The sequence below is a fragment of the Nocardioides sp. NPDC051685 genome, assembly GCF_044453405.1.
GTDB lineage: Bacteria > Actinomycetota > Actinomycetes > Propionibacteriales > Nocardioidaceae > Nocardioides.
In genome coordinates this window covers 172,156-197,961 of record NZ_JBITCR010000007.1, presented here as the reverse complement: position 1 = coordinate 197,961, position 25,806 = coordinate 172,156, and the positions used below count along the sequence as shown (strand labels likewise).

General features: G+C 69.9%; 24 protein-coding genes and 1 riboswitch. Of the genes, 14 read left to right on the top strand and 10 right to left on the bottom strand.

Features of this window, described 5'->3' with window-relative positions:
• Positions 1-89: 89 nt before the first annotated feature.
• From ACIA03_RS20890 to ACIA03_RS20865, 6 genes are read left to right on the top strand one after another with little or no spacing between them, the layout of a single operon-like run.
• A complete protein-coding gene (locus tag ACIA03_RS20890) occupies positions 90-824 on the top strand; it encodes an HAD family hydrolase (protein ID WP_396986025.1) in 735 nt (244 codons plus the stop codon).
• Positions 805-1,782 (top strand): phosphate/phosphite/phosphonate ABC transporter substrate-binding protein, encoded by a 978-nt coding sequence (gene phnD / locus ACIA03_RS20885; protein ID WP_396986022.1) that lies wholly within the window; start codon positions 805-807, stop codon positions 1,780-1,782. Before ACIA03_RS20890 ends, phnD begins: the two co-directional genes overlap by 20 nt.
• Positions 1,779-2,543 (top strand): phosphonate ABC transporter ATP-binding protein, encoded by a 765-nt coding sequence (gene phnC, locus ACIA03_RS20880; RefSeq protein ID WP_396986020.1) that lies wholly within the window; start codon positions 1,779-1,781, stop codon positions 2,541-2,543. The genes phnD and phnC overlap by 4 nt, the downstream gene beginning before the upstream one ends.
• Positions 2,540-3,355 carry a phosphonate ABC transporter, permease protein PhnE gene (gene phnE, locus ACIA03_RS20875; protein WP_396986018.1) on the top strand — a complete coding sequence of 272 codons (816 nt, stop codon included), beginning with the start codon at positions 2,540-2,542 and terminating at the stop codon, positions 3,353-3,355. Before phnC ends, phnE (ACIA03_RS20875) begins: the two co-directional genes overlap by 4 nt.
• Entirely contained in the window at positions 3,352-4,209 is an 858-nt protein-coding gene (phnE, locus tag ACIA03_RS20870) for a phosphonate ABC transporter, permease protein PhnE (RefSeq protein WP_396986016.1), read from the top strand. The genes phnE (ACIA03_RS20875) and phnE (ACIA03_RS20870) overlap by 4 nt, the downstream gene beginning before the upstream one ends.
• The gene (locus ACIA03_RS20865) at positions 4,206-5,057 is read left to right on the top strand and encodes a MurR/RpiR family transcriptional regulator (RefSeq protein ID WP_091049949.1); all 852 of its coding nucleotides are present in this window, start codon (positions 4,206-4,208) and stop codon (positions 5,055-5,057) included. The genes phnE (ACIA03_RS20870) and ACIA03_RS20865 overlap by 4 nt, the downstream gene beginning before the upstream one ends.
• Before the next feature lie 124 nt (positions 5,058-5,181).
• Here ACIA03_RS20865 and ACIA03_RS20860 read toward each other — a convergent pair whose 3' ends face one another.
• The 5 genes from ACIA03_RS20860 to ACIA03_RS20840 all read right to left on the bottom strand — a co-directional run bounded on the left by ACIA03_RS20860 (position 5,182) and on the right by ACIA03_RS20840 (position 10,119).
• The gene (locus tag ACIA03_RS20860) at positions 5,182-5,562 is read right to left on the bottom strand and encodes a hypothetical protein (RefSeq protein ID WP_396986013.1); all 381 of its coding nucleotides are present in this window, start codon (positions 5,560-5,562) and stop codon (positions 5,182-5,184) included.
• Between the two features lie 112 nt (positions 5,563-5,674).
• Positions 5,675-7,402, bottom strand: coding sequence for a cytochrome bc complex cytochrome b subunit (locus ACIA03_RS20855; RefSeq protein ID WP_396986011.1), 1,728 nt, complete (start codon positions 7,400-7,402; stop codon positions 5,675-5,677).
• The gene (locus tag ACIA03_RS20850) at positions 7,399-8,562 is read right to left on the bottom strand and encodes a Rieske 2Fe-2S domain-containing protein (RefSeq protein WP_396986009.1); all 1,164 of its coding nucleotides are present in this window, start codon (positions 8,560-8,562) and stop codon (positions 7,399-7,401) included. Before ACIA03_RS20850 ends, ACIA03_RS20855 begins: the two co-directional genes overlap by 4 nt.
• Positions 8,559-9,440, bottom strand: a complete 882-nt coding sequence (locus tag ACIA03_RS20845; RefSeq protein ID WP_396986007.1) for a c-type cytochrome — start codon at positions 9,438-9,440, stop codon at positions 8,559-8,561. The genes ACIA03_RS20850 and ACIA03_RS20845 overlap by 4 nt, the downstream gene beginning before the upstream one ends.
• A 13-nt stretch (positions 9,441-9,453) precedes the next feature.
• Positions 9,454-10,119: a heme-copper oxidase subunit III gene (locus tag ACIA03_RS20840; RefSeq protein ID WP_396986005.1), complete on the bottom strand. Its 666-nt coding sequence runs from the start codon at positions 10,117-10,119 to the stop codon at positions 9,454-9,456.
• 150 nt (positions 10,120-10,269) lie between these two features.
• On the opposite strand from ACIA03_RS20840, the gene ACIA03_RS20835 reads away from it, so the two are divergent.
• Positions 10,270-10,680: a hypothetical protein gene (locus ACIA03_RS20835; protein WP_091049965.1), complete on the top strand. Its 411-nt coding sequence runs from the start codon at positions 10,270-10,272 to the stop codon at positions 10,678-10,680.
• Positions 10,677-11,714 carry an anthranilate phosphoribosyltransferase gene (gene trpD / locus ACIA03_RS20830; protein ID WP_396986003.1) on the top strand — a complete coding sequence of 346 codons (1,038 nt, stop codon included), beginning with the start codon at positions 10,677-10,679 and terminating at the stop codon, positions 11,712-11,714. The genes ACIA03_RS20835 and trpD overlap by 4 nt, the downstream gene beginning before the upstream one ends.
• Before the next feature lie 164 nt (positions 11,715-11,878).
• On the opposite strand, the gene ACIA03_RS20825 is transcribed toward trpD, so the two are convergent.
• Positions 11,879-12,157, bottom strand: a complete 279-nt coding sequence (locus ACIA03_RS20825) for an Lrp/AsnC family transcriptional regulator (protein ID WP_040757138.1) — start codon at positions 12,155-12,157, stop codon at positions 11,879-11,881.
• A 23-nt stretch (positions 12,158-12,180) separates the two neighbouring features.
• Complete coding sequence (locus tag ACIA03_RS20820; protein ID WP_396986163.1) at positions 12,181-13,899, bottom strand: DEDD exonuclease domain-containing protein; 1,719 nt, start codon at positions 13,897-13,899, stop codon at positions 12,181-12,183.
• A gap of 162 nt (positions 13,900-14,061) precedes the next feature.
• On the opposite strand from ACIA03_RS20820, the gene ACIA03_RS20815 reads away from it, so the two are divergent.
• The gene (locus ACIA03_RS20815) at positions 14,062-15,960 is read left to right on the top strand and encodes a hypothetical protein (RefSeq protein WP_396986000.1); all 1,899 of its coding nucleotides are present in this window, start codon (positions 14,062-14,064) and stop codon (positions 15,958-15,960) included.
• Here ACIA03_RS20815 and ACIA03_RS20810 read toward each other — a convergent pair.
• Positions 15,941-17,836: an APC family permease gene (locus ACIA03_RS20810; protein ID WP_396985998.1), complete on the bottom strand. Its 1,896-nt coding sequence runs from the start codon at positions 17,834-17,836 to the stop codon at positions 15,941-15,943. The genes ACIA03_RS20815 and ACIA03_RS20810 overlap by 20 nt on opposite strands.
• A gap of 82 nt (positions 17,837-17,918) precedes the next feature.
• Positions 17,919-19,184, bottom strand: coding sequence for an NYN domain-containing protein (locus ACIA03_RS20805; protein ID WP_396985996.1), 1,266 nt, complete (start codon positions 19,182-19,184; stop codon positions 17,919-17,921).
• A 123-nt stretch (positions 19,185-19,307) separates the two neighbouring features.
• Between ACIA03_RS20805 and ACIA03_RS20800 the strand changes: the two genes are divergently transcribed.
• From ACIA03_RS20800 to ACIA03_RS20785, 4 genes are all read left to right on the top strand, one after another.
• Entirely contained in the window at positions 19,308-19,505 is a 198-nt protein-coding gene (locus tag ACIA03_RS20800; protein ID WP_396985994.1) for a hypothetical protein, read from the top strand.
• A 96-nt stretch (positions 19,506-19,601) separates the two neighbouring features.
• Positions 19,602-19,780, top strand: a riboswitch (cyclic di-AMP (ydaO/yuaA leader).
• 15 nt (positions 19,781-19,795) lie between these two features.
• Positions 19,796-20,782 (top strand): NlpC/P60 family protein, encoded by a 987-nt coding sequence (locus ACIA03_RS20795; RefSeq protein WP_396985992.1) that lies wholly within the window; start codon positions 19,796-19,798, stop codon positions 20,780-20,782.
• Between the two features lie 38 nt (positions 20,783-20,820).
• Positions 20,821-22,035 (top strand): hypothetical protein, encoded by a 1,215-nt coding sequence (locus tag ACIA03_RS20790; RefSeq protein ID WP_396985990.1) that lies wholly within the window; start codon positions 20,821-20,823, stop codon positions 22,033-22,035.
• Between the two features lie 79 nt (positions 22,036-22,114).
• Positions 22,115-23,347 carry a M48 family metallopeptidase gene (locus ACIA03_RS20785; protein WP_396985988.1) on the top strand — a complete coding sequence of 411 codons (1,233 nt, stop codon included), beginning with the start codon at positions 22,115-22,117 and terminating at the stop codon, positions 23,345-23,347.
• A 94-nt stretch (positions 23,348-23,441) separates the two neighbouring features.
• Here ACIA03_RS20785 and ACIA03_RS20780 read toward each other — a convergent pair whose 3' ends face one another.
• Positions 23,442-25,235, bottom strand: coding sequence for an AMP-dependent synthetase/ligase (locus tag ACIA03_RS20780; protein ID WP_396985986.1), 1,794 nt, complete (start codon positions 25,233-25,235; stop codon positions 23,442-23,444).
• Between the two features lie 132 nt (positions 25,236-25,367).
• Between ACIA03_RS20780 and ACIA03_RS20775 the strand changes: the two genes are divergently transcribed.
• A complete protein-coding gene (locus tag ACIA03_RS20775; protein WP_141792761.1) occupies positions 25,368-25,799 on the top strand; it encodes an SRPBCC family protein in 432 nt (143 codons plus the stop codon).
• The last annotated feature ends 7 nt before the right edge of the window (positions 25,800-25,806 follow it).

Here is a 25,806-nt window from a genome sequence, read left to right as displayed (position 1 = left end):
ACCTACGTTCCAGTTATCACGTAATCGCGTTGCGCAGGGCTGACCCCGACGGCCCGCGCCCCTGGAAGGTGGATGCGTTGCCTCGGCCGGTGCTGGTACTGGACCTGGACGGCACGGTGTGTCTCGGAGACACCCCGGTGCTTCTCTACGCCGAGAGGGTGGCGGCCCTCACCGCTGTCCCTGAGGCGCTCCTGGAGGCCGCTCAGGCCTTCCTGGGGAAGCGGCTGCCCGAGAGTGCCCCGAAGACGCTCACAGGCGCTCAGGACGGCTATGAGGCCGTCAAGATCCTGGGCCTGGCCGCGGGGGTGACCGAGGAGCAGCTGAGCGCTGCGTACGTCCTGAGCAGGGCGGAGATGAGCGAGTGCCCCGGTGACATCCGCACGCCCGAGGGGCTGGCCGACCTGCTCGCCGGGATCGACGCGCACCGGGTGATCCTGACCAACTCGCCCGGCAGCGGGCTGGACGCGATCCTGGAGCACCTCGGCGTACGCGACGTGGTCGACGAGGTGTGCGCGGACGCGCTCAAGCCGACCCGGATGAAGGGGCACCTGGACGCCTTCCTCGACGCCGCCGGCGCCACCGACGCGCCGGAGTGGTTGATGTCGGTCGGCGACATCTGGCGCAATGACCTTGGTCCCGCCGTCGAGCGTGGTTGTGTTGCTGCGTACGTTGATGCCTTCGACCGCCGGCAAGGACCAGCTCATGTTCGTGCAGGATCACTCGTGGACCTGTACCCCGCAGTCTCGGACTGGTCGAGTGACCCGTCATCCTTCATCGCAGCTCACCCCCTCAAGGAGTCTGTCCATGTTGAGAACACCCAGTAGCCGGTTGCTGGCGGTCGGCGCCGCCGCCTCGCTCGCCCTCGCGCTCGCCGCCTGCGGCAGCGGCGAGGACAGTGCCGCGCCCGCTGAGGATCCCGAGGAGATCGTGCTGTCGCTGGTGCCCTCCGGCGACGTCGACTCGATCACCGAGAGCGCGAAGGGCCTGGAGTCGTTCCTCAGCGACAGGATCGGGATCCCCGTGCGTGCCGAGGTGACCGAGAGCTATGCCGCCGCGATCGTCGCGTTGAAGTCCGACCAGGCCCAGGTCGCGATGCTCGGCCCGATCGGCATGGTCCAGGCCGAGGATCAGGCCGGTGCGGTGCCGGTCCTGCAGTCGGTCCGCTACGGCTCGGGGACCTACCACACCCAGTGGTTCACCAACGACCCCGACACCTACTGCACCGACGAGGTCAAGGTGGTCGAGGGCTTCAAGTACTGCAACGGCACCGATGCCGCCAAGACCGGCCCCGTCGGTGAGGAGGCCATCGCCAAGATCAAGCCCGGCAGCTCGATCGCCTTCGTCGACCAGGGCTCCGCCTCGGGCTACTACTACCCGGCCACCCAGTGGAGCCAGGTCACCGGTGGCGACGCGCTGGTCGACCTCGACGCACAGTTTGCCGGCGACCACGACGCCGCGATCCTGGCCGTGGCGCGCGGCGACTACCCGATCGGGGTGAGCTACGACGACGCCCGCGAGGAGGTCGCGGCCGACGAGCCGAAGGTCGCCTCCGACGTGGTCGTGTTCGCCTACTCCACCGAGATCCCCAACGACGGCATCGTCGTCGCGGGCAACCTCTCCAAGGAGCTGCGTACGAAGGTGACCGACGCGTTCACCGCGATGGCGAAGGATCCCAAGGGGCTCAAGACGCTCGAGGCGGTCTACGAGATCGAGGGCCTCGAGAAGGTCGACACCGCTGCGCTGAAGAAGGCGAAGAGCGTGGAGGAGAACTTCGGCGAATGAGCATCGTCTTCGACGACGTCTCGGTGGTCTACCCGAACGGCACCCGCGGCCTGGACAAGGTCTCGCTGACCATTCCGGCCGGGGAGTTCGTCGTGGTCGTCGGGCTCTCGGGGGCGGGGAAGTCGACGCTCATCCGCACGATCAACGGCCTGGTGCCGGTCACCGCCGGGAAGCTGTCGGTGGGCGGGACCGACGTGGCCTCGGCACGCGGGCGCCGGCTGCGGCGGCTGCGTGCCGAGATCGGGATGATCTTCCAGGGTTTCAACCTGGTCGCCCGTCGCTCGGTGGTGGGCAACGTCCTCACCGGCCGGCTGCATGCCCAGTCATGGCTGCAGTCGGCCCTCGGGCTGCACCCGAAGGCCGACAAGGAGATCGCCTTCGAGGCGCTCGAGCGCGTCGGGATCGTCGAGAAGGCCTGGGTACGCGCCTCCGAGCTCTCCGGCGGGCAGCAGCAACGGGTCGCGATCGCGCGTGCGCTGGCGCAGCAGCCGTCGGTCATCCTCGCCGACGAGCCGGTCGCCTCGCTCGACCCGCCGACGGCCAACCTGGTGATGCGTGACCTGCAACGAATCAACCGCGATCTCGGTATCACCACCGTGGTCAACCTGCACTTCCTCGACCTGGCTCGGCGCTACGCCGACCGGATCATCGGCATGCGCGCGGGCCAGATCGTCTTCGACGGCCCGGCGGCCGAGGCCGACGACGCCGTCTTCGAGAAGATCTACGGTCGCTCGCTGACCGCCGAGGACGTCTCGGCATGACTGAGGCGATCCTCGAGCGCCCGGACGGCCCGGTGCGTCCGGCGCAGCCGCCGCTGAGCCCGCTGCTCGTCGGCGGCGTCCTCGGCGCCGTCGCAATCACCGTGGTGGCGGGCTGGGCGATCGACTTCTCGCTCGCGCCGGCCATCCAGCAGTGGCCCGAACTGGTGATGATCCTCGAGGAGGTGGTGCACCCCGAGTGGGCGGAGATCACCGACCCGTCCTCGCGGCTGTGGACCGCGCTGCAGGAGACCGCGGCCATCGCGGTCATCGCGACCTTCGTCGGCTCCCTGATCGCCCTCGGGGTGGCTCTGCTGGGCTCCAAGGTCAGCGCGCCACCGGCGGTCTACCGGGTCACCAAGTCGGTGATGGCGGTGATCCGGTCGCTGCCCGACATGGCCTACGCGCTGGTGTTCGTCGCCGTCGTCACCGGACCGCTCCCGGGAATCCTGGCGCTGACCATCTTCAACATCGGCATCGTCGCCAAGCTGACCGCGGAGAGCATCGACGCCGTCGATCCCGGCCCCCTGGAGGCGCTCGACGCCGCCGGGGCCACGCGCTGGCAGCGAGCCCGCGTCGCGATCGTGCCGGCCGTGCTGCCCAACTACGCCTCGTACGTCCTCTATGTCTTCGAGCTCAACATCCGTGCCTCGGTGGTGCTGGGCGCGGTCGGGGCCGGCGGTGTGGGGCAGCTGATCATGCTCTACTTCAACCGCGCCGACTATCCGCGGCTCGCGGCGGTCGTGATCGTCATCTTCGTGGTCGTCATCGCCATCGACCTGCTCTCTCAGGTCCTGCGCCGGAGGCTGGTGTGAGGCCGAAGCCGCCCCCGAAGTGGCCCTACACCCTGGCCGGCCTGGCCCTGATCGGCATCGTGCTGGTGGCCGGGTGGTCGCTGGATGACGCCAAGTGGGAGCGGCTGCCACAGTTCCCCGGGGAGATCCTGCAGTACGCCGGCCAGATGCTCGACGGCGTGCTCACCTGGCCGGGTGCCCATCCCGAGGGCCAGGCCGACCCGGAGCTCACCTACGGCGACTGGTGGCTGCAGTCACTGAAGCTGATGGGGGAGTCGGTGGCGCTCGCCTGGATCGGCACCTGCGTCGGGGCGCTGTTCTCGTTCCCGCTGGCGTTCCTGGCCGCCTCCAACACCTCGCCGCTGGTCGTGCGGGTCCCGGTGCGGCTCTTCTTCAACGCCATCCGCGCCGTCCCGGAGATCCTGCTGGCGGTGATCGTGATGCTGCCGCTGTTCGGGCTCAACCCGATGGCGGGGGCGATGGCGATCGGCATCCACTCGATCGGCTCGCTCGGCAAGCTGACGCTGGAGAACGTCGAGGCGGTCGACCCGCGTCCCGTCGAGGCGGTCACGGCGGCCGGTGCGTCCTGGTGGCAGCGCATCCGCACAGCGGTCATCCCGCAGATGCTTCCGGAGACCGTGGCGTTCTGGCTCTACCGTTTCGAGGTGAACATCAGGGCAAGCGCGATCCTCGGCGTGGTGAGCGCCGGTGGAATTGGTGCGTTACTAAACCGTGTCCTTCGGGGCCGGGAGTGGGAGTGGGGTGGAATCATGCTAGTTGTGATCATCTTCGTGACGATCCTGGTGGACCAGCTGTCAGCGGCGCTGCGTCACCGGATCCTGCACGGCGCCGAAGCCACGCTGGTGGCGGCATGACGAGTGCGCCGGTTCTACCAGCCATCAGGGCCGCAATGCCGCGGCTCAACCCTTCCGAGCGCGCGGTCGCCGAGGTCGTGCTGACCCGCTCGGAGTGGGCCATCGAGGCGACCACCGCCGAGATCGCCGCCGAGGCCTCCGTCTCGACCGCGACCGTGGTCAGAGCCGCGCAGAGACTCGGGTTCCGCGGCTTCCCGCACCTCAAGGTGCTGCTGGCGCGCGACCTGGGCACGGCCAAGACCGAGACGACTGAGGGAGGCAGCCCGCTGACGGTGGTGCGTTCGTTCTTCGCCGACATCGCCGACTCCGCCTCCGACATGGTCGGGCTCCTCTCCGAGGAGCAGGTCACCCGGGCGGTGGAGCTCCTCGCCGAGGCGCGCTCGATCCTCGTCGCCGGCACCGGTGTCTCCTCGCCGGTTGCCCAGGACATCGCGATGAGACTGGGTTCCCAGGGGTTGAGCACCGTCGCCCCGAGCGACCACCTCGACCAGCTCATCCGCGCTCGCCTGCTCCAGCCGGGCGACGTCTGCGTCGTCGTCAGCGGCACCGGCGCCACCGCGCCGACCATCCAGGTCGCCCAGGCGGCCGTCGCCGGGGGAGCGGCCGTCATCGCGCTGACCTCTTTCACCGGCACCCAGCTGACCAAGCTCGCCGAGGTCGAGCTGGTCACTCCGCAGGGCGGTCGCGCCGGGTTCCGCCAGGAGCTCGACTCGATCATCCGGATCCCGCAGCTGATCCTCGGCAATGCGCTCGTCGCCGCCGTCGCGGCGCGGGACCCCGAGGCCGCTGCCAACGTACGCGCCCGGGTGCTCGAGGTCGTCGGCGGCGAGCTCGACCCGCAGGGCTGATCGCCTACTCGGCGCAACTGCCCCAGAAATAGACGCCCAGTCGGCGCATCTGTCCCGCACGTTCGGGACAGATGCGCCGACTCGGCGTTCTGGGGTGGGACAGATGGGCCGAGTCAGCGAACGATCAGAGGTACGCACCGAGCAGGTCGGCCTCAGCGCGGAGCTGGCTCGCCTTCTCGGTGGCGTCGTGGGAATCCAGGTCCGTTGCGGCGGCCAGCCGCTCGGCCAGCTCGCCGGAGATGACGGCGCGTACGTCGTCGTCGGTGAGGTCGCGTCTGGCGGCCTCGGTCGCACCGACGCCGATCGCGGCGCCGGCGATCGGGCCCTCTGCCGAAGCGGAGCCGGAGGCCATCCCATCCGTCGAGAGAGCCGTCTCCGTCACCGGCAGAGCCTCGGCGTTGGCGATCGCAGCCAGCGTCGAGCGGAGCACGGCGGTCGCCGTGGCGTCGCGAGCCTTGCGGGCGGTGAGGAGGTCGGCTCGGAGACGGGCCGCGAGGTCGGTCATGTGCCGACCCTAGATTTCGGGGTCCGCCGGCGGCAACCGGGTTTCGGGCGGGAAAACGCACGTGGCGCCGTCCCCCGGAGGGAACGGCGCCACGTGGCGTACGGCTTCAGCCTCAGTGGCTGAGGGGCTCCTCGATCGCCGAGTGACGGTGATCGTCGAAGTCGTGACCGTCGACCTGGTGACCCTCGTGGGCGGCCAGCGCGTGGGCCTCGTGCTCGGCGTGGTGGTGTGCCTCGCTGAGCTCCTCGGGGGTCGGCTTGTCCACGTCGTGGTCGTAGTAGAAGGCACGGAGCTTGGCGCGGAGCGACAGCTTGCCGTTCTTCTTCAGCTCCGGCTCCTCGCCGGCCCGGCCGCGGTCGCGGACGGTCATGGCGTAGGCCTCGTCCTCGGGGAGCGGCAGGTGCTTCTCGTGGTAGGCGCCCTCCGGCGTACGGATGACCGTGCCGGTCTCGTAGCCGTGCAGCAGCTTCTCGTTGTCGTGACGCTGCAGCGAGATGCACCAACGACGCGTGATGATGAACGCCGCGATCGGACCCAGGAACACGAACGCCCGCAGGAAGTAGGTGATCTGGTTGATCGAGAGGTCGAACTTGATCGCGATGATGTCGTTGCCGCCGGCGGCCCAGAAGCCTGCGTAGAACGTCATCAGCGCGACGAACGTGGCGGTGCGGGTCGGAGCGTTGCGCGGGCGCTGGAGCAGGTGGTGCTCGCGCTTGTCGCCGGTGATCCAGGCCTCGATGAACGGGAGCATCAGCACGACCATCCAGGCCGCCATCGGCAGCACGATGACCGGGAAGAAGATGTTCCACGACCAGGTCGAGCCCCAGAAGTGCGACTCCCAGCCCGGCATGATGCGCAGCGCGCCGTCGGGCCAGCCCATGTACCAGTCAGGCTGCGAGCCCGCGGTGACCTTGGTCGGGTCGTACGGACCGAACTTCCACACCGGGTTGAGCGAGAAGAAAGCGCCGAGCAGGGCGGTCACACCGAAGGTGATGAAGAAGAAGCCGGTCATCTTGGAGATGTAGTTCGGCACCATCGGGTAGCCGACGACGTTCTTCTCGGTGCGTCCGGGTCCGGGCCACTGGGTGTGCTTGTGGTAGATCAGGAGGATCAGGTGGGCACCGATCAGCGCCAGCAGCAGCGCCGGGATCAACAGCACGTGGATCGTGAACAGGCGCGGGATGATGTCGTCGCCCGGGAACTCGCCTCCGAACAGGAAGAACGAGATGTACGTCCCCACGATGGGGATCGCCATCATGAACCCGTCCGCGGCCCGGATGCCGGTGCCGGAGAGCAGGTCGTCGGGGAGCGAGTAGCCGGTGAAGCCCTCGAGCGTGCCGAGGAGCAGCAGCGTGGCGCCGATGACCCAGTTGATCTCACGCGGCTTGCGGTGCGCACCGGTGAAGAACACGCGCATCATGTGGATCATCATCGAGGCGATGAACAGCATCGCCGCCCAGTGGTGGACCTGACGCAGCAGCAGGCCGCCGCGTACGTCGAAGGAGATGTCCAGCGTCGAGGCCATCGCCTCGGACATGTCGATGCCGCGCAGCGGGGCGTAGGAGCCCTGGTAGGTGATCTCGGCCATCGAGGGCTTGAACCACAGCGTCAGGAAGACGCCGGTGACCAGCAGGACCACGAAGCTCCACAGCGCGATCTCGCCCAGCATGAACGACCAGTGGTCGGGGAAGATCTTGCGGGAGAGGAACTTGCTCAGGCCGCCGAGCCCGAGGCGCTCGTCAGCCCAGTTGGCGGCTGCGCCGGCCTTGGTCGGCTTGCCCGCCGGGGCAGCGGCGTTGGTGCCGTTGCTGGCGGCAACCTTGGACGTGTCGGTGCTCACTGTCCGCCCTCCTTGTAGCCGTACTGCTCAGCATCGGCGGCGTGGTCCTTTGACCAGTCGTCGAAGATCTCGTCGATGTCGTAGGTGTTGCGCTCCCAGTAGCTGACGCCCACAGGCTCAGGGTAGTCCGAGAGGGCAACGAGGAAGCCGTCCGCGTCGACGCCCAGGGGCAGCTGCGGCAGGTGACGACCGGCCGGACCGAAGAGGACCCTGCCGTGGTCGGCGAGGTCGAAGGTCGACTGGTGGCACGGGCACAGCAGGTGGTGCGTGGTGCGCTCGTTCAGCGAGATCGGGCAACCGACGTGGGTGCAGATCTTGGAGTAGGCCACGATGCCGTTGACCGACCAGTTGCGGGTCACGTCGTTGACGATGTCGTTGGGGTCCATCCGCAGCAGGATCGTGGCGGCCTTCGACTTGGCGATCTGCAGCGGCGCGCCGTGAAGGCTGCCGTCGAAGATCGTCGAGGGCTCGGCGTTGACCAGGTCACCGATCTCCAGGTCGCCCGGGCGGATCGGGGTGCCGACCACGTCGCGGACGACGCGCACGCCGGCATCCCAGACGGTGTGCTCGAGGCCGGCGCCGGCGTAAGGCTGCTCCTCGGTGATCTGGGCGTTGGTCTTGCCCAGGTCCTTGAGCATGACGATCGCGGGCAGACCGAGCAGGGCGGCCGAGCCGATCATCGCGTTGCGGATGAACGGGCGGCGGGCCATGCCGGACTCCTGGAGCGCGGCCTTGAGCTCGGCGACGGCGACCTCGCGGGTGGCGGGGGAGGAGGCTGCCGGGTGCCGGTCCTCGGTGTGCTCGATGTCGACGACGAGCTTGCGAGCCCACTGGATGACGCCGATGCCGAGGAAGAGGAGGGCGAAGCCGAGGCTCGCTCCCAGCGCCAGGTTGGAGGCGCCGTAGCCGGCCCAGACGTCACCGTCGTAGCCCGGCTTGATGGCGAAGTAGGCAACCACGAACAGCACCGAGCAGAGCGCGGAGAGACCGAAGAAGAGGCTCACCTGGCGCTCGGCGCGCTTCTCCGCCTTGGGGTCGACGTCAGTAGGACGCCAGTGATGCTCGTGCATGCCCGGGTCGGGCAGCAGCGCGTCCGTGTGCGCGTTGAGCTCGGGGTGCGAGTCGTCGTGCTTCTCGATCTCGCTGAGGTCGCTGCTCACTTGGCAGATCCCTTCTTGGTCTGGTTGGTGCGCGTGGTGTGCGCGGCGATCCAAAAGGCGAAGGCCACCAGAACGCCGAGACCGACGATCCAGGCGACGAGGCCCTCGGTCACGGGGCCGAGCGAACCGTTGTTGAAGCCGCCGTAGTCAGGCTGCTCCTTCATCGACTCGACGTAGGAGATGACCGCCTTCTTCTCCTCCGGGCTGATGTTGCCGTCGGAGAAGTTGTCCATGGACTGCGGACCGGTCAGCATCGCCTCGTAGATGTGCTTCGGGTCGGTGTTGAGGATGCTCGGAGCCTTGCCGCCGCGCGGCATCGCGCCGCCGGCACCGGTGAAGTTGTGGCAGGCGGTGCAGTTGGTCAGGAAGATCTGGCCACCGAGGGTGACCGCCTCCTCCTTCTCCTTCTCGGAGCCGTAGGTCTCCGGGTCGTACTGCTCCTTGTCCGGGATCGACGGGCCGGGGCCGAGGCTGGCGACGTACGCGGCCATCGCGTCGATCTCGTCCTGGCTGAAGCTGGGGTCCTTGACCTCGACCTGGGCGCCGGGCTGGGCCATCGGCATCCGGCCGGTGCCGACCTGGAAGTCGACGGAGGCGGCACCGACACCGATCAGGGAGGGTCCGTAGAGCTTCCCGTTCTGGGTGGTGATGCCCTCACCGTTGGAGCCGTGGCAGGTGGAGCAGTTGATCATGAAGAGCTCTTTGCCCTCGGCGACGAGAGCAGCGTTGTCCTTCTCCTGCTCGGCCTGCGAGGCCGGGGCAAGGGCGGCGTACGCGCCGCCGGTGCTCAACAGGGCGACCAGGAGCACGGCGGCACCGGCCAACGGGCGGCGGCGGTGCCGCGACAGTCGACCGACGGAGCGGTTCAGTAGACGCACATTCAGTCCTTGGTCACTTGAGGAGGTAGATGGTCGCGAACAGGCCGATCCACACCACGTCGACGAAGTGCCAGTAGTAGGACACGACGATCGCGGAGACGGCCTGCTCGTGGGTGAAGCGCTTGGCGACGTACGTCCGGCCGAGCACGAACAGGAAGGCGATCAGGCCGCCGGTGACGTGCAGACCGTGGAAGCCCGTCGTCAGGTAGAAGACCGAGCCGTAGGGGTCGTCGGGGCCGGTGAAGCCGCGGTTGAGGGCGATGCCCTCCTGCACCAGGGCGGCGTACTCCGTCGCCTGGCCCGCGATGAAGACCGCGCCCATGAGGTAGGTGAGGATGAACCACTCACGCAGACCCCACAGCCGGACCGCGAGCAGCGAGCCCTTACGTCCGACCTGGCCACGCTCGGCGGCGAAGACGCCGAACTGGCAGGTGAACGACGACAGCACGAGGATCGTGGTGTTGACCGCCGCGAACGGGATGTTGAGCGCCTCGGTGTTGGCATGCCACGTCTCGGGGCTGACCGCGCGGATCGTGAAGTAGGCCGCGAACAGCGCCGCGAAGAACATCAGCTCGCTTGCGAGCCAGATGATCGTCCCCACGCTGACCATGCTCGGACGGTCGTGATGCCCGTGCAGGCGGGCTGTTGGAAGAGTCGATACTGTCGCCACGCCCGCCATTATGTCCTGCCCCTTTCCCAGAGTCTTCTTGGGACCCTGTGTGTCGTGTCTCGGGCCGGTCATGCACCGGTCCCACACCCTTGAGACACCGCTCGGGTTCGGGGTGTGACATCTGGCCGCAGGCCGTGGTGTTGGCGCTAGCATCAGGGTGTGACCGACACCACCTCGAATTCCCTGAAGATCCTCGTCTACAGCGACGACGTCGACGTACGCAAGCAGGTGATCCTCGCTCTGGGGCGCCGTCCGCACCCCTCCCTCCCGGAGGTGGAGTACGTCGAGGTGGCCACCGAGCCGGCCGTGCGCGCGCAGCTCGACGCCGGGGGCCTGGCGCTGGCCGTGCTCGACGGCGAGGCCGCCCCGGCCGGCGGGCTCGGGATCGCGAAGGCGGTCAAGGACGAGGTGCGGGACGCTCCGCCGATCGTGGTCCTCATCGGACGTCCCCAGGACGCGTGGCTCGGCACCTGGTCGCGTGCGGAAGCGACCGTCCCGCACCCGCTCGACCCGTTCGAGCTGGCCCGGACGGTCGTGGGACTGCTGCGGCCCGTTAACGTTGGCGCATGACGTCCGCCCCCAACTCCTGGCCCGAGGTCCTCACCACGCTGGTCGCGGGACAGTCCCTGTCCGCGCACCAGGCGGCGTGGGCGATGGGGGAGATCCTCTCCGGAGAGGCGACGACCGCCCAGATCGCCGCCTTCGCGGTGGCGCTGCGTGCCAAGGGCGAGACCGTCGACGAGCTCGCCGGCGTCGCCGACGGGATGCTGGCCAAGGCCAACCCGATCTTCGTGCCCGGCCGAGTGCTCGACATCGTCGGCACCGGCGGTGACCGGTCCTTCTCGGTCAACATCTCCACGATGTCCGCGATCGTCGCGGCCGGCGCAGGGGCCAAGATCGTCAAGCACGGCAACCGGTCCGCCTCCTCCAAGTCGGGGTCGGCCGACGTGCTCGAGGCGCTCGGCATCCGGCTCGACCTCGATGTCTCGCGGGTCGGCGAGGTGGCCGAGGAGGCCGGGATCACCTTCCTGTTCGCCGCGGCCTTCCACCCCGCGATGCGCCACGCCGCCGCCGCGCGGCGGGAGATCGGCATCGCCACCGTCTTCAACCTGCTCGGCCCGCTGACCAACCCGGCGCGCCCCGCGTCCTCCGCGATCGGCTGCGCCGACGCCGCTGCCGCGCCGGTCATGGCCGGTGTCTTCGCCCGCCGTGGGTCCGACGCCTGGGTCTTCCGCGGCGACGACGGCCTCGACGAGCTCACCACCACCACGACCTCCCACATCTGGATGGTCTCGCAGGGCGTCGTGACCGAGGCGACCGTCGAGCCCCTCGACCACGGCATCGCCCGGGCCACCGCCGAGGACCTGCGCGGCGACGACGCCGCCTACAACGCCTCCGTCGTCCGGCGTCTGCTCGCCGGGGAGAAGGGCGCCGTACGTGACGCGGTCGTGCTCAACGCCGGTGCCGCCCTCGCCGTCCACGACGCCGGCTCCGGCAGCGTCGACGAGCGGCTCTCCGGCGGGATCGCCCGGGCTGCTGATGCCATCGACTCCGGGGCTGCTCAGGGTGTGCTCGACCGGTGGGTCGCTGCTACAGCGCGCTGATCTAGATGATCTCGCGCCGAGTCGGCGCATCTTTGCGCCTGGCTCGCTTCGCTTCGCGGTGGGCTGTAGATGATTACGCGCCGAGTCGGCGCATCCGCACGCATCGCTCGCTTCGCTTCGCTCCAAGCGTGCAGATGCGCCGACTCGGCTACACGAGGACGTGCTCAGTCCAGGCCGATGGAGAACGCGGCCTCGAGGTCGACCTGGGAGTAGGTGCGGAAGGCGATGTGGGTCTCGGTCTCGAGCACGCCGGGGACCTTGTTGACCTTGTCGGCGACGACGGTGGCCACATCCTCGTGGGCGCGGACGCGGACCAGGGCGATCAGGTCGATCTGGCCGGTGACGGAGTAGACCTCGCTGACCCCGTCGATGGCGGCGACGGCCTCGGCCACCTCGGGGATCTGGGAGACCTCGGCATTGATGAAGACGATCGCTGTGATCACGCAGGTCACGTTAGCCGATCGGTCTAGAGCGCGGCTGCCCGACGGCCCGCACCGCCGATCGGGCAGGTCCATTCGCCCTCGATGTGGGCGAGGCGTACGCCCGGGGACTCCAGCCAGCGCAGCACCAGCTCGGTCTCCTCGGCGCTCGCGGCTGGGACCGGGCCGGGCGCGTCCAGGACGGTCTCGGCGCTGAGCTGGAGGTCGGCGACGTAGGCGTGGGCGTTGGCCTCGCGGGGGATCACACCGGCGCCGGCGAGCCGTCCGTGACGGACCACGTGGACCGCCCAGCGGCCGTCGTCTTCGCGTCGGATCGCGGTGAGGTCGGGCAGCCGGGTCAGGCCGCTGAGCCGCTGCGTACGCGCGGCGGCGCGCAGGTAGGAGGTCAGCCGGTCACGGTGGACCGCCGCCTCCTCGAACCGTTCCTGCTCGGCCAGGCCGGTCAGCCGCTCGGTGACCGTCTCGACCACCTCGTCGGGCCGGTGGAGCAGGGACTCGCGGACGCGCGCGACCAGGGTGGCGTACGTCTCCGAGGTGATGCTCTGGTCGCACGGGCTCAGGCAGCGGTGGAGCTCGGCGAGGACGCACGGGGTCCTGGTCGGGAGGAGCGGGAGACGGTCGGCGCACTGCCGGATCGGGAAGGTGTCGTGCAGCGCCTGGAGGGCCTTCTCGGCGACCTTCTTGGAGCCGAACGGGCCGAGATAGTCCGCGTCGTCGTCGAGCACCTGCTTGACCAGCGAGAGCCTGGGCCAGGGCTCCTGGGTGAGCTTGACGAAGTGCATCTTCTCGGGGCGACGCGAGCGGCGGTTGTAGGGCGGCTTGTGCTCGGCGATGAGCCGCAGCTCGCGCACGCCCGCCTCCAGCGCCGTCGCGCACTCGATGCCCTGGACGGTCGCGGCCAGCCCGACCATCTCGCCCATCCGGGAGCGGGTCTCGGAGGCGGTGAAGTAGGTGCGGACCCGGGTGCGGAGGTCCTTGGAGGTGCCGATGTAGAGCACCCGGCCCTTCTCGTCCTTGAACAGGTAGACGCCGGGGGCGTGCGGCAGGTCCTCGGCCAGGTGGCGCTTCTTGCGCTGGGCGGTGGTGACCTTGGCCGAGAAGACGGCCAGGTCCTCGAGGGTCTGCACCCCGACGTTGCCGAGGCGCTCCATCATCCCGTGGAGGACGTCGACGGTCGCACGGGCGTCGGAGAGGGCTCGGTGGTTGGGCGTCGTGGGGGAGCCGAAGAGCCGGGCGAGAGAGCCGAGCTTGTGGTTGGGCGCCTCGTCGCGGGTGACCACCCGGCGGGCGATCTTCACCGTGTCGAGCACCTCGAAACGCGGCCACGGCCGCTCCTGCTTCGCCGCGAAGTGCTTAAGGAAGCCCACGTCGAAGGGGGCGTTGTGGGCGACCAGCACACAGCCCTCGGCGAACTCGAGGAACGCCGGCAGCACCGACTCGATGGTGGGCGAGGAGGCGACCATCGAGTTGGTGATCCCGGTCAGCACGGCGATCGAGGGCGGGATGCCGGTGTGCGGGTTGACGAGGGTCTGGAACTCGCCCAGGACCTCGCCGCCGCGCACCTTCACCGCGCCGATCTCGGTGATCATGCCGCCGTTGTCGGGGCTGTTGCCGGTGGTCTCCAGGTCGACCACGCAGAACGTCAGGTCCCGCAGCGGCCGACCGAGCTCGTCGAAGCCGCGCTGGGCCTCCCAGCCTCCGGTGGCCTGCTCGCGCTGGCGGCGGGCCACGGCCCGGGCACGCATCTCCTTGCGCGCCTCGCGCACCGCCGCACTGCTCATGTCGCCGCCTCCGTAGGGCAGGGCAAAGAATACGGAGCCGGCGACCTGAGGCCTGTGGTCGCTCGCTGGCGCTCGCTCATGCGAACACATTAGCGAGTGCCGCCGACAGTCCTTCGCCACTAGGGTGTGGCGCACCTGACATGGGAGGTGTGGGTCATCGCTGCGAGAAACGGCGGCACTGAGGGGTCCACGGGCGGGAACGAGGACCGTCCGTGGGCGCGCTGGTTCGCTCGCTCGGGCTCGCTGCAGGTCGAGCCGGCCGAGGCCGGCGAGCAGGCCAGGACGCTGCTGAGCGGGGAGGGACAGGCTGCGGCGCTGCGGTTCAACGAGCGCGTCCTCGACACCCTGACCGGCGATCTGGCGGGCCTGGTCGAGTACGTCACCGTGCTCGACGGTGCCAAGGCCGACGAGGTCCTCAACACCCAGAAGCTGATCGACCACGCCTTCGCGCGGGTCTCCGGCCAGGGTGTCGACCGGTTCGTGGCCTGGCTCGCGGAGCTGCGCACGCAGGGCCACCCGGCGATCGCGGTGCAGGCCCTGCATGCGTACGGAAGGCTGGCGGACGGCGACCTGGCCGCCGTGGCGACCTCGCTGGAGTCCGCCGCGGACCGGGTGATCCTGATCGCGGCGGCCGCGCTGCACAGGCCGCCCGAGGACGCGGCCCGGCTCGCGATCGAGACCGAGCACGACGCCTCCATCGCCTACGCCGTCATCCACGACGTGCTCCGGCAGCGGACCGTGCCCGACATCGCTCGCTTCCTCCGGGCGCTGCAGCTGCTCGGGGCGACCGAGCTGGTCAACGACACCGTCAAGCAGTTCGCGGCGACCTCCAGCGGACGCTCCAACCTCGACAAGGCCCTGCTGTACGTCGCGCTGAGCGCCAGCCCCAGGCTGCGCGAGATCGCGCTGGACCTGCTCTGGCGCACCCTCGGCGCGATCGGCGACCTCGGCCGGGCGCCCGGTCCGGCCCAGCAGCAGGACCTCGTCGCGGCGTTCTGGGACCTGAGCCCGGGCGGACGCGTGCTCGAGGACTGGTTCAGGCTCCGCCTCGACGGCAGCGAGAACGCCGAGGAGGCGCGCGAGCAGGTGGTGCTGCTGCTGCGCGGGAGCCGGGGACCCGGCCGCGACAGCCTCCTGGCCGCCCTGGCCGGCGACGCCACGCCCATGAACCTGAAGCGGATCTGCGAGACCCTCATGGAGGAGGGCGACGAGGCGCAGGCGGCGATGATCGTGCGGGCGCTCGCCCGCAGCGGCCACATCGAGCGGCTCGGCGACTTCCTCGACCGGTGGTCGTGGACGCAGCCGTCCGCCGAGACCACGCGGAAGCTGCTCCACTGGGTCCTCACCCCGGAGGGCGCGGACCGGGAGCCGATGGGATCCGCCGTCGTGGAGGGCATCGCCGGATATCTCGCCGACGTCCACGGCAAGACGCTGGGCGAGGATCTCCGGCGGCAGGCCGCCACCCTGGTCAGGCTCCGCCCCGCCCAGGAGATCGTGGGGCTGCTCGGGCACGTCCCGTCCAGGGTCGGCAGGCGCGGTCGCTCGGCCGTCGCCGCCGACGTCGGCTGGAGGCTGGCCGAGGACCTGCTCGTCTACCCGGCTCCGACCGAGGAGGCGTACGTGGCGTGGTACGCCGAGTGCCTCGCCGCCCTCGAGGCCGCCGGATTCACCGACGCCGTGCGTACGTCCTGGCACCATCTGGCCGACGAGGCGATCGACCGCCGTGGCGCCGGGCCGACGATCGCCGAGACGGCCCACCAGCTCCGTCGCAACCAGCTCCCGGACACGGCCGACCGGCTGCTGATCCGCTACCTCGACCAGGCGCAGAGCGTCACGCCCACCGACATCGTCGGCATCACCACGCGCCTGCGGCTCCACCGCTATCCGGAGGCGAGCCGCGCCGAGGTGCTGCGCCGATCGGTGGGACGGTGGCAGGACCGCGCCCGGGTCGCCGCCGTCGTCGAGACCCTGGTCGCCGCCGGCCAGGAGGAGGAGGCCGAGTGGGTCAGGGCCGGGTCGACGTGAGCCGGGCCTGCCTGAGGTAGCGGCGACCGGCGCCGACGAGGAGCACGAACGCGCCCGAGGCGACGATCATCACCAGGGCGCGCAGGCTCCACACGCTCCAGACGGAGTCGTCGTCGATCCGGTGGCGGACGGCGCTCAGCAGCGTCAGCGCGACCAGATACAGCGCGAGTACGACGAACGGCCTGTTCGCCGGGTCGCGGGAGACCAGGCGCGCGCCGTGGTTCTTCGCGTCGTACCAGCCCAGGCCGGGGACCCGCAGATGATGGAGCCAGGGGAGCACGAGGAGCACGAGCGATCCCCAGGCGATGACCGCCACGCCCTTCCACACCCGGTCCCACGCGGACTCGTTGACGACCAGCGCGATGACGACGAAGGCCGCGTACGCCGCGAACGGGAGGAGCTGCTGGAGACCCGTCCCGAGCAGGTCCGAGCGCACGGCCAGGACGACGCAGGTGACCGCGTAGAGGATCAGGATCGGGATCGTGTTGAGCACCGCCAGGGTCTGCCAGTCGCCACCCACCGCCACCAGGACGACCAGCGCGAGCACCAGGTTCACGAGCAGGATCAGCCAGAAGGAGTCGCTGGTGCGGCCGGGGAGCCGCGAGGCCCGCGGCTCGTGCAGGCCGCTGGGGACGTACCTCTCCGCGCTGAGCGCGTAGACCTCGCGGCTCAGCGCATAGGTGAACACGATGCCCGAACCGATCGGGGCGATGATCGCGGCGAGGCGGACCAGCACGACCAGCCAGTCCAGCGGTGCGCCGGCCAGCGTGGCCGCATCGGTCAGGCGCGCGTAGGAGGTGCCGTGCGCGGCGCCGGAGGCGGCCATGTGCTCGGCGTAGACCAGCTGGAGCGCGGAGTAGAGCAGGAACGAGCCGACGACCGTGCCGTAGACCGCCCAGCGCACCCGCCGGGCCGCCTCGCGACGGCCGCCCCGGACCTCGCCGGTCACGTCCAGCGGTGCCTGGAAACCGATGTAGGCGTAGATCACGCCGCTGGTGATCAGCGCGCTCATCACGCCGGTCGACGTGGGCCCGGCTGCCGGTCCCGAGCCGGTGAGCGGGGCCGGGGTCGCGAGCGCCAGGCACACCACGAAGACCACCGGGATGGCGATCTTGAGCAGGGTCAGAGCCGCGTTCGTGCGAAGCACGAGCCGCCGGGGCAGCAGCACGAAGGCGATGATCGCGGCGGTCACGGCGACCGCCAGCGCGGAGCCGATCCTGGTGAGCCCGCTCTCGCCGGCCAGCGCGGGGACGACCTCGGCCAGCCCGTTGACCGCCGCCGCTGCCTGGGCGGCGGGGTTGATGGCGTACGAGATCCACAGCGAGGCCGCGAGGACGATCACCACCAGCGGCCCGAAGGCGTCGTGCGGGTGGAACAGGAGCCCGCCCGTGCGCTGGGAGATGAGCCCGAACTCGACCATCACGACCGCGATGGTGAGCATGAGTACGCCGCCCGCGGCCCAACCGAGGAGCGCGGCCTCGCCCAGGCTCTCGTGGAGGCCCGGCACCGCGAGCAGCCAGCCGGATCCGATGACGCCGCCCGCGGCGAGACCGACGACCTCGACCAGGCTGAGCTTGTCGCCGTCGTCGGCGGGTCGCTCGTCCTTCTCGGGCGCCACGGGGGCGACAGGCGTGATGGGCTCGGTCGGCTCGGCGGGCTGAGGAGCGGGAGCGGGACTCTGCGCCCGTCGCATCGCCTCGAACGCGATCGCGGTCATCAGGCCGCCGATGGCGGCGACCCAGAAGCTGGACTCGTGCAGCAACTCACCGAAGCTCGGTGACTTGAGAGCGTTGAGCTGGACGCTGCCGTAGATGGACATCACGAATCCCGCGGCGCACAGGAACATCCTGGCGATCGCGTTGAGGGTGTGCCGCACGCGCTGGTCTCCCACTCCCGATGATTCGAATGTCCGGAGAACCTATCGAATCAGGCCGGTGCGCCGCAGGAAGCCGACCGGATCAGCCCAGCAGGGGCGAGAGGGAGGAGAGTGGGACGGTGCGGGCGCCGGCGCGGCGTACGTCCTTGACGATCTCGGCGTCGTCGGTGGCGACCAGGATGACGCGGCCGGCCGGCTCGGCGTCGACGAGGTCGCGGATGACGTCGTCGGCGATGACGCCCTCGGGGGAGAAGAGGACCTTGACGCCGCGAGGAGGCACCGCGGTGGGACGTACGGATGCGGAGTGGGCGTCGAAGACGACGGTCGTCTCGGCGCCGGTGCGGGCGGCGATCGGCGCGATCGCCCGCAGCAGCCGCAGCCGCTGGGCATCGAGCGCCGAGTCGGGCCACAGGGCCTTTGAGACGTTGTAGCCGTCCACGATCAGCCGGACCCGCGGCATGGCCAGGAACTGCTCGAGGTGGGCGCTGCTGGTGACGCCGGCACCGGCGGCCGCGTCGGCGGAGGCGAGCTCGGCCTCCACCCGCTCGCCCGGGGTGCCGGTGACCGGTGGCAGGGCGAGCTCGCGCCGCAGCCCTCCGGCCGCGTCGAGCAACGTGTCGAGCAGGAACCTGGCCCGCAGCGAGGCGTCCTCACGGTCGGTCTTGGACGTACGCCGCTCGGCGGCCGCTTCGCGCTCGAGCTTGTCGATCTGGCTGCGGAGCTGGCGCAGCTGGCGGTCGCGGGAGGCCAGCTCCTCCTCGGCGCGGGCGAGCGCCGCACGGGTCTCGCTCAGGGCCTCGTCCAGCCCCGTCCCGGCCTCACGCGCCGCGGCCCGGGCCTCACCGAGCTTGCGCCGCAGGGCGGTGTTGTCGGCCTTGAGCTCGTCGAGGCGGGCCTTGCGGTCGGCACGCACCTCCCGGATCTCGTCCTCGGCCGCGGCGAGCTTGCCGCGCAGCCGGGCGACCTCGGCGTCGACCGCCGGCACCGCGGCGGCGTCCAGCCGGTCCAGGGCCTCCTTGAGCGAGACCTCCCAGCCGTCGGGGCGGACGAGCCAGACGACGGCGGCCGCCTCGGCCGGATCCTCGGGCAGCACGAGGTCGTCGGGGGAGCCCTCGGAGACGTAGGCCGGGCGCAGCTGGCTCCCGACCTTCTCCCGGACCTCGTCGTCGCCCTCGAGCACCGAGGCGATCATCGCGCCACCGGCCTTGGCACGCCGGGCGGGCGCGAAGTCGGCGATCCGCTTGAGCGCGGGCGGGAGGCGCACGACGTCGGGAAGCACCCCGGCCGTGAGCGCGACGATGCGCCCCCGGACCGTGTCGGGGAGCGTCGCGTACGCGGAGACCTCCATGTGCCAAGTGTAGGGACCCGGTCCGCGATCGCCGCCTCGAATACCGTGCTGCGATGGTGATGACACGCCGCACGCAACCGTACGAAAGCAAAAATGTCGGTGCTCGGTGAGACCGTCACTCACATGACGACGAGAATCGACTGTGACACCTGCCTCGTGCGCGGTCTGGCGTGCCACGACTGCGTGGTCACCGTGCTGCTGGGGCCGCCCCCGGAGCTGACCATCGACGACGAGGAGCGCCGCGCGCTCGACGTGCTGGCCGATGGCGGCCTGGTCCCGCCGCTTCGGATGGTGGCTCTGCCATTAGTGGAGGGTATGTAGCCGAACTTTTGGGCGTGGGTGGTTGGCAGGTGGGGGAGGCCGTCGGCTAGTGTGCGCAGGAACCTGGCACCCGTGGCAGTGGGTCAACCGGCTCACGCGGGTGTCGCGCTTAGTCCAGGTCCGCTTCGGGGCGGGCCAGGAGCCGGGGAACCACACCGATCATCTGGGGTGTATCCGCCGCAAGAGCGACCTGGGAGACCAGATCGAGGAGCGGCGGTAAGGCAAGTCGTGCCTGAACCCGTCAGCTCACCCGGTAGGCGTCAACGACTACACAAGGAGACCGTCCGCTCGTGACACGCGACCGGAAGCGACTCGTTGCCGGGGCCGCCGGCATCGCCGCCATCGGAATCGCCGGGATCATTCCCGCTGCGACGCCCGCCCAGGCAGAGCCAGACATCGACGACGTTCGTAAGAAGGTCGACAAGCTCTACACCGAGGCCGAGGCGGCCAACGAGGACTACAGCAACGCCAAGCTGCGGCTGCAGGACCTCAAGGACCAGCTGGAGGACCTCGACTCCGACGAGAAGCGGCAGAGCAAGGAGCTCGACAAGATCCGCGCCGAGCTGCGTGACTCCGTGCTGCGGCAGTTCGAGGGCTCCGACGTCTCGGCCGTCGGCCAGGTGATCACCTCCGACGACCCGCAGGAGTTCCTCGCCGGCCTGGCCACCGTCTCGTCCTACAACGCGCTGCAGGCCGACCTGCTGGCTCGGTACAACACCGAGGCCGAGGCCCTCCAGGTGCGCCGCGAGGCCACCGAGGACGCCAAGGCTCAGATGGCCAAGATCAAGCTGACCATGCAGCAGAAGAAGAGCGAGATCGACAAGAAGTACGAGGCGGCCCAGGCCGAGCTCGACGAGCTCGAGGCCGATCAGCTCGAGGAGTTCCAGTCCGGCGACACGAGCATCCCGGGCAACCTGCCGGCCCCGTCGGGCCGTGCCAAGATCGCCGTCGACTACGCCCTCGACCAGGTCGGTGACTCCTACGTCTACGGCGCCACCGGCACCGAGTCCTGGGACTGCTCCGGCCTCACCATGGTTGCCTGGGGCCAGGCCGGCGTCTCGCTGCCGCACTCCTCTTCGGCGCAGTACAGCAGCGGCCCCTCGGTGCCGCGCGACCAGCTCGCCCCCGGCGACCTGGTCTTCTACTACAGCCCGATCAGCCACGTCGGCATGTACATCGGCAACGGCATGATCGTGCACGCCTCCAACCCGAGCACCGGTGTGAAGGTCTCCCCGATGGACGAGATGCCCTACACGGGCGCCGTCCGCCCGGGTTGAGCTTGACCCAGCACCCTGAAGAGGCCGATCGTTCGCAGGTGCGAACGGTCGGCTCTCTTCTATCCCGCATCCAGGCCCACCCCGTCCTGATCGGGGCCGGCCTCGTGCTGGTGATGCTGCTCGCCGGGTTCGTCGGCTGGCGGCTGACCGGCGGCGGCGAGTACGTCGCGCCGACCCCGTCCGCCGCGCCGGTCGTGCGCGCCGACACCGAAGGCGCCCGGGCCTCGCTGGCACGGTTGGTCGACGGCGTACGTGAGGGGGCGGAGCCCGACGGCGAGGACGCCGCTTCGGTGGCCGTGCGCAACGCGCACGCCATCGGTATCGAGGACGTGAGCGCCAGGTACATCGCCGAGTCCGGCAACGTGGACCCCGACGGCTCCTGGACGGCCGACGTCGAGATGTCGTGGCGCACGCCCGGAGACCCGGCGCTGACCGAGGAGCTGAAGGTCGCCTTCGACCCCGAGGGCGCGATCACGGGCTTCTCGGCCGACCAGGGCACCCGGATGCCGCTGTGGCTCAGCGGTCCGGTCGAGGTGCGTCGCACCGACTCGACCCTCGTGGTCGTCCAGGCCTCCGCCGAGGTGGCCGACCGCTACGCCGAGCTGGCCACCACCGCGGTCGCGGGGGTCCGCAAGGTGATCGCCTGGAACGACCCGCGCCTGGTCCTCGAGGTGCCCGCGGCCGGTCTCGACTCGGCGCTCGGCGTGCAGCGGGGGACCTACTCTGCCGTCGCCGCGGTGACCGCGACCGTCGACGGGTCCACGAAGACCGGGACGCCGCTGCACGTGTGGGTCAACCAGGACGTCATCGGCGATCTGGACGCCCCCGGCGCCCAGATCGTCATCACCCATGAGGCCACCCACGCGGCCACCGACGCCGCGACCAACACCCACCGGCCGATGTGGCTGGTCGAGGGCTTCGCCGACTACGTCGCGCTCCGCGACACCAAGCTCCCGCTGTCCAAGACCGCCGGCCAGATCCTCGCCCAGGTCCGCGAGAACGGCGCCCCCGACCACCTGCCGGGCAAGGCCGAGTTCAACACCCGCTCGGAGCACTTCGGCGCCGAGTACGAAGCCGCCTGGCTGGCCTGTGAGGTGCTCGCCGAGGCCGGTGGCGAGCAGGCCCTCGTCGACCTCTACGAGGACACCGGACGCGGCATCGGTCTGGAGAAGGCGCTGCAGGCGAGCTTCGGCTTCGGGGAGGACGAGCTGACCGCCCGCTGGCGGACCCGTCTGTCACACTCTGCGTCGTGAGCGAGCGTCAGCGAGTGAACCATGCGTACAACACGCCGCCGCGTCCGTATTCTGGCGCTTGCGCTACGGACGTGGCGGCGTGAGCGCGACACGACGTACGTCCTGGGTGGTTCTCATCGTCGGGGCGGTCGCGTTCGTGGTGCTCGCCTGGTGGCTGATCCCGTGGCATCCCTATCCGGGCGGCCCGCTCGACCTGCCCGACGAACGCGACGTGTTCACCGCCGAGGAGCTGAAGCGGATGCTGGCCTACTCCGACACCGCCCGCTGGATCAGTCGCGCCTCGCTCGTCGCCTCCCTGGTGGTCGCCTGCGTGCTCGGGTTCACCTCGCTCGGGAGGCGTCTGGTGGCGCGGCTGCCGGGACCGTGGCTGCTCCGGGTGGTGCTCGCGGTCGCCGCGGTCACGCTCATCGGCTGGGTCGTGACGCTGCCGTTCGGAGTGGCGATCCACCGTCTGCAGCTGCGCTACGGGCTCTCCCGGCAGGCGTGGGCGTCCTGGTTCGGTGACACGCTGCTCAACCAGGCCGTCGGCATCCTGACCACCTCCTTGGCGGTGCTCGCCCTCTTCGCCTGCATCCGTCTCGGCCGGCGCTGGTGGCCGGCCCTCGCCGCCGCTCTGGTCGCGGCCCTCGTGGTGGTCGGATCGTTCGTCTATCCGGTCGCCATCGAGCCCCTGTTCAACGACTTCGAGCCGCTGCCGCGCGGCCAGCTCCGCACCGAGGTGATGGCGATCGCCGACCGCGAGGGCGTCCAGCTCGACGATGTGCTCGTGGTCGACGCCTCCCGGCGGACCACCTCGCTCAATGCGTACGTCACCGGCTTCGGCTCCACCCGCCGGGTCGTCCTCTACGACAACCTCGTCGCCTCACAGCGGGGCGCGGTGGCGCACGGGGCGGTGCTCTCCGTCGTCGCCCACGAGCTCGCCCACGCCAAACACGACGACGTCCTGGTCGGCACGGTCATCGGCGCCGCCGGCTCGGTCGCCGGCGTCGGCCTGCTGGGCCTGTTGCTCTCCTACCGCCGCCAGGACGAGTACGCCACCCCCGAAGGCATCCCGATGCTGCTGGCGCTCTTCGCGCTGGTGAGCGTGCTGGCTATGCCCGTCGAGAACGGGCTCAGCCGGCAGGTCGAGACCCGCGCGGACGTCGATGCGCTCCACGCCACCGGCGACCTGGAATCGTTCACGCGGCTGCAGCACTCCCTCGGCGTACGCTCGCTCTCCGATCCGTCCCCGCAGGCCTGGTCGCAGTGGTGGTTCGGCTCCCACCCGACGACCTTGCAGCGGATCGCTATTGCTCGTCGGGTGTTGGACTGAAAAGAGGCCGAGTCGGCGCATCCGACCCCTCTTGCTCGCTTCGCTTCGCAAGACACGGGGTCAGATGCGCCGACTCGGCAGCACGAGAAAAGCTTTACTTTGCGTACAGCGCGTCCACCTCGTGGCTGAACTCGCGCATGACCACGTTCCGCTTGAGCTTGAGGCTGGGGGTGAGCTGGCCACCCTCCTCGGTCCAGGAGTCGGGGATGATCACGAACTTGCGGATGGACTCGGCCTTCGAGACCGCCTTGTTGGCGTCGTCGACGGCGCCCTGGATGACCGCGCGCAGGTCCTCGTCCTCGACGAGGTCGTCGATGTTGCTCGACTTGCCGTTGGCCTCGGCCCAGGTGGGCAGGGCCTCGGGGTCGATGGTGACGATCGCGCCGATGAACGGCTGGCCGTCGCCGACGACGATGCACTGGTCGACGAGCACGTGGGCGCGCAGGCGGTCCTCGAGAACCGCGGGGGCGACGTTCTTGCCGCCGGCGGTGACCAGGATCTCCTTCTTGCGGCCGGTGATCTTGACGAAGCCCTCGTCGTCGACCTCGCCGAGGTCGCCGGAGTGGAACCAGCCGTCGTCGGTCTTGGCCTCGCTGGTGGCCGTGGGGTTCTGCCAGTACTCCTTGAGCACCTGGCCGCCCTTGAAGAGCAGCTCGCCGTCGTCGGCGACCCGCACGGAGGTGCCGGGCAGCGGCCGGCCGACGGTGCCGATCTTGAATGCCTCGGGCAGGTTGACGGTGAGCGCGGCGGTGGTCTCGGTGAGGCCGTAGCCCTCCAGGACGGTGACGCCGATGCCGCGGTAGAAGTGGCCGAGGCGGTCGCCGAGCGGGGCGCCGCCGGAGACGGCGTAGGAGCAGTTGCCGCCGAGCGCGGCGAGGAGCTTGCCGTAGACGAGCTTGGCGAAGAGCTTGTGCTTCGCGGCGAGCAGGAGCGGCGCCTTGCCGGTCTCGGTGGCCCGGGAGTATTCGATCGCGACCTCGGTGGCCATGTCGAAGATGCGGCCCTTGCCGTCGGCGACGGCCTTCTGCGAGGCGGTGTTGTAGACCTTCTCGAACACCCGCGGCACCGCCAGCACGAAGGTCGGCTGGAAGGTGCCGAGGTCGGCGACGAGGTTCTTGATGTCGGGGGTGTGGCCCAGGCGGGTGCGCGACTTGATGCAGCCGATCTGGATGATCCGCGCGAAGACGTGCGCGAGCGGCAGGAACAGCAGGGTGCTGCGACCCTCGATGTTGAACAGGCCGTCGAGCGAGTCCACGACCACGCCGAGCTCGAACATGAAGTTGCCGTGGGTGAGCACGCAGCCCTTCGGGCGGCCGGTGGTGCCGGAGGTGTAGATCAGCGTCGCGGCGTCCTCGGGCGTGACCGCGCTGCGGCGCGCCTCGAGCTGCTCGTCGGTGATGTCGGTGCCGAGCTTGACCAGCAGGTCGACGGCGTTGTCGTTGATCGACCACACGTTGTTGAGGGCGGTGCAGCCCGCGCGGACCTCGCTGATCCGGCTCATGTGACCGGCGTCCTCGGCGACGATTGCCACGGCCGCGGAGTCCTGGAGGATCCACTCGATCTGCTCGGCCGAGGAGGTCTCGTAGATCGGCACCGTCGTCGCCCCGGCGAACCAGATCGCGTAGTCGATCAGCGTCCACTCGTAGCGCGTCTTGGAGAGCAGCGCGACCCGGTCCCCAGCGCCGACACCCGCCGCGATCAGTCCCTTGGCGACCGCCGAGACCTCACCGAGGAACTCCGACGACGTGACGTCGACCCAGGTGCCGTCAGCGCCTGGCCGGCTGAGCACGGCAGCGTCGGGCGCCTCGGCGGCGTTGCGCACGACATCGTCGCTCAGGCTGCCGGTGGGGGGAACAACGTACGTCGCGGGCGTGGAGAACTCGCGCACAAGGGCCTCCGCATACTGATGGTAGGTGGGTACGAACCGGAGGTTACCCCGGTCACAGCCCGACCATTTCACCGGGATGCTATCCGGTACGCTCCATCACACCTAGCAAGTCAGGGAGTGAGGACACCACCGATGGCCGATCAGACCACCTCGACGATCGTGATCGAGGCCGCGCCCTCGGCAGTGATGGCGGTGATCGCAGACTTCAAGTCCTACCCGGCCTGGGCCAAGGGCATGCAGGAGGTCAGCGTCGTCGAGACCGGCGTCGACGGGCGGGCCGAGCAGGTCCGGTTCGTGCTGGACGTCGCGCCGATCAAGGACGAATACACCCTGGCCTACGACTGGGACGACGACCGTCAGGTCACCTGGTCGCTGGTCAAGGGCAACCTGCTGCGTTCGATGGACGGTGCCTATGTGCTGCGCGACCTCGGTGGTCGCACCGAGGTCACCTACCGGCTTGCCCTCGATCTGAGCATCCCGCTGATCGGCATGCTCAAGCGCAAGGGCGAGAAGGTCCTGATCGACACCGCGCTGCGAGGCCTCAAGCAGAGGGTCGAGAAGTAGGGCATGC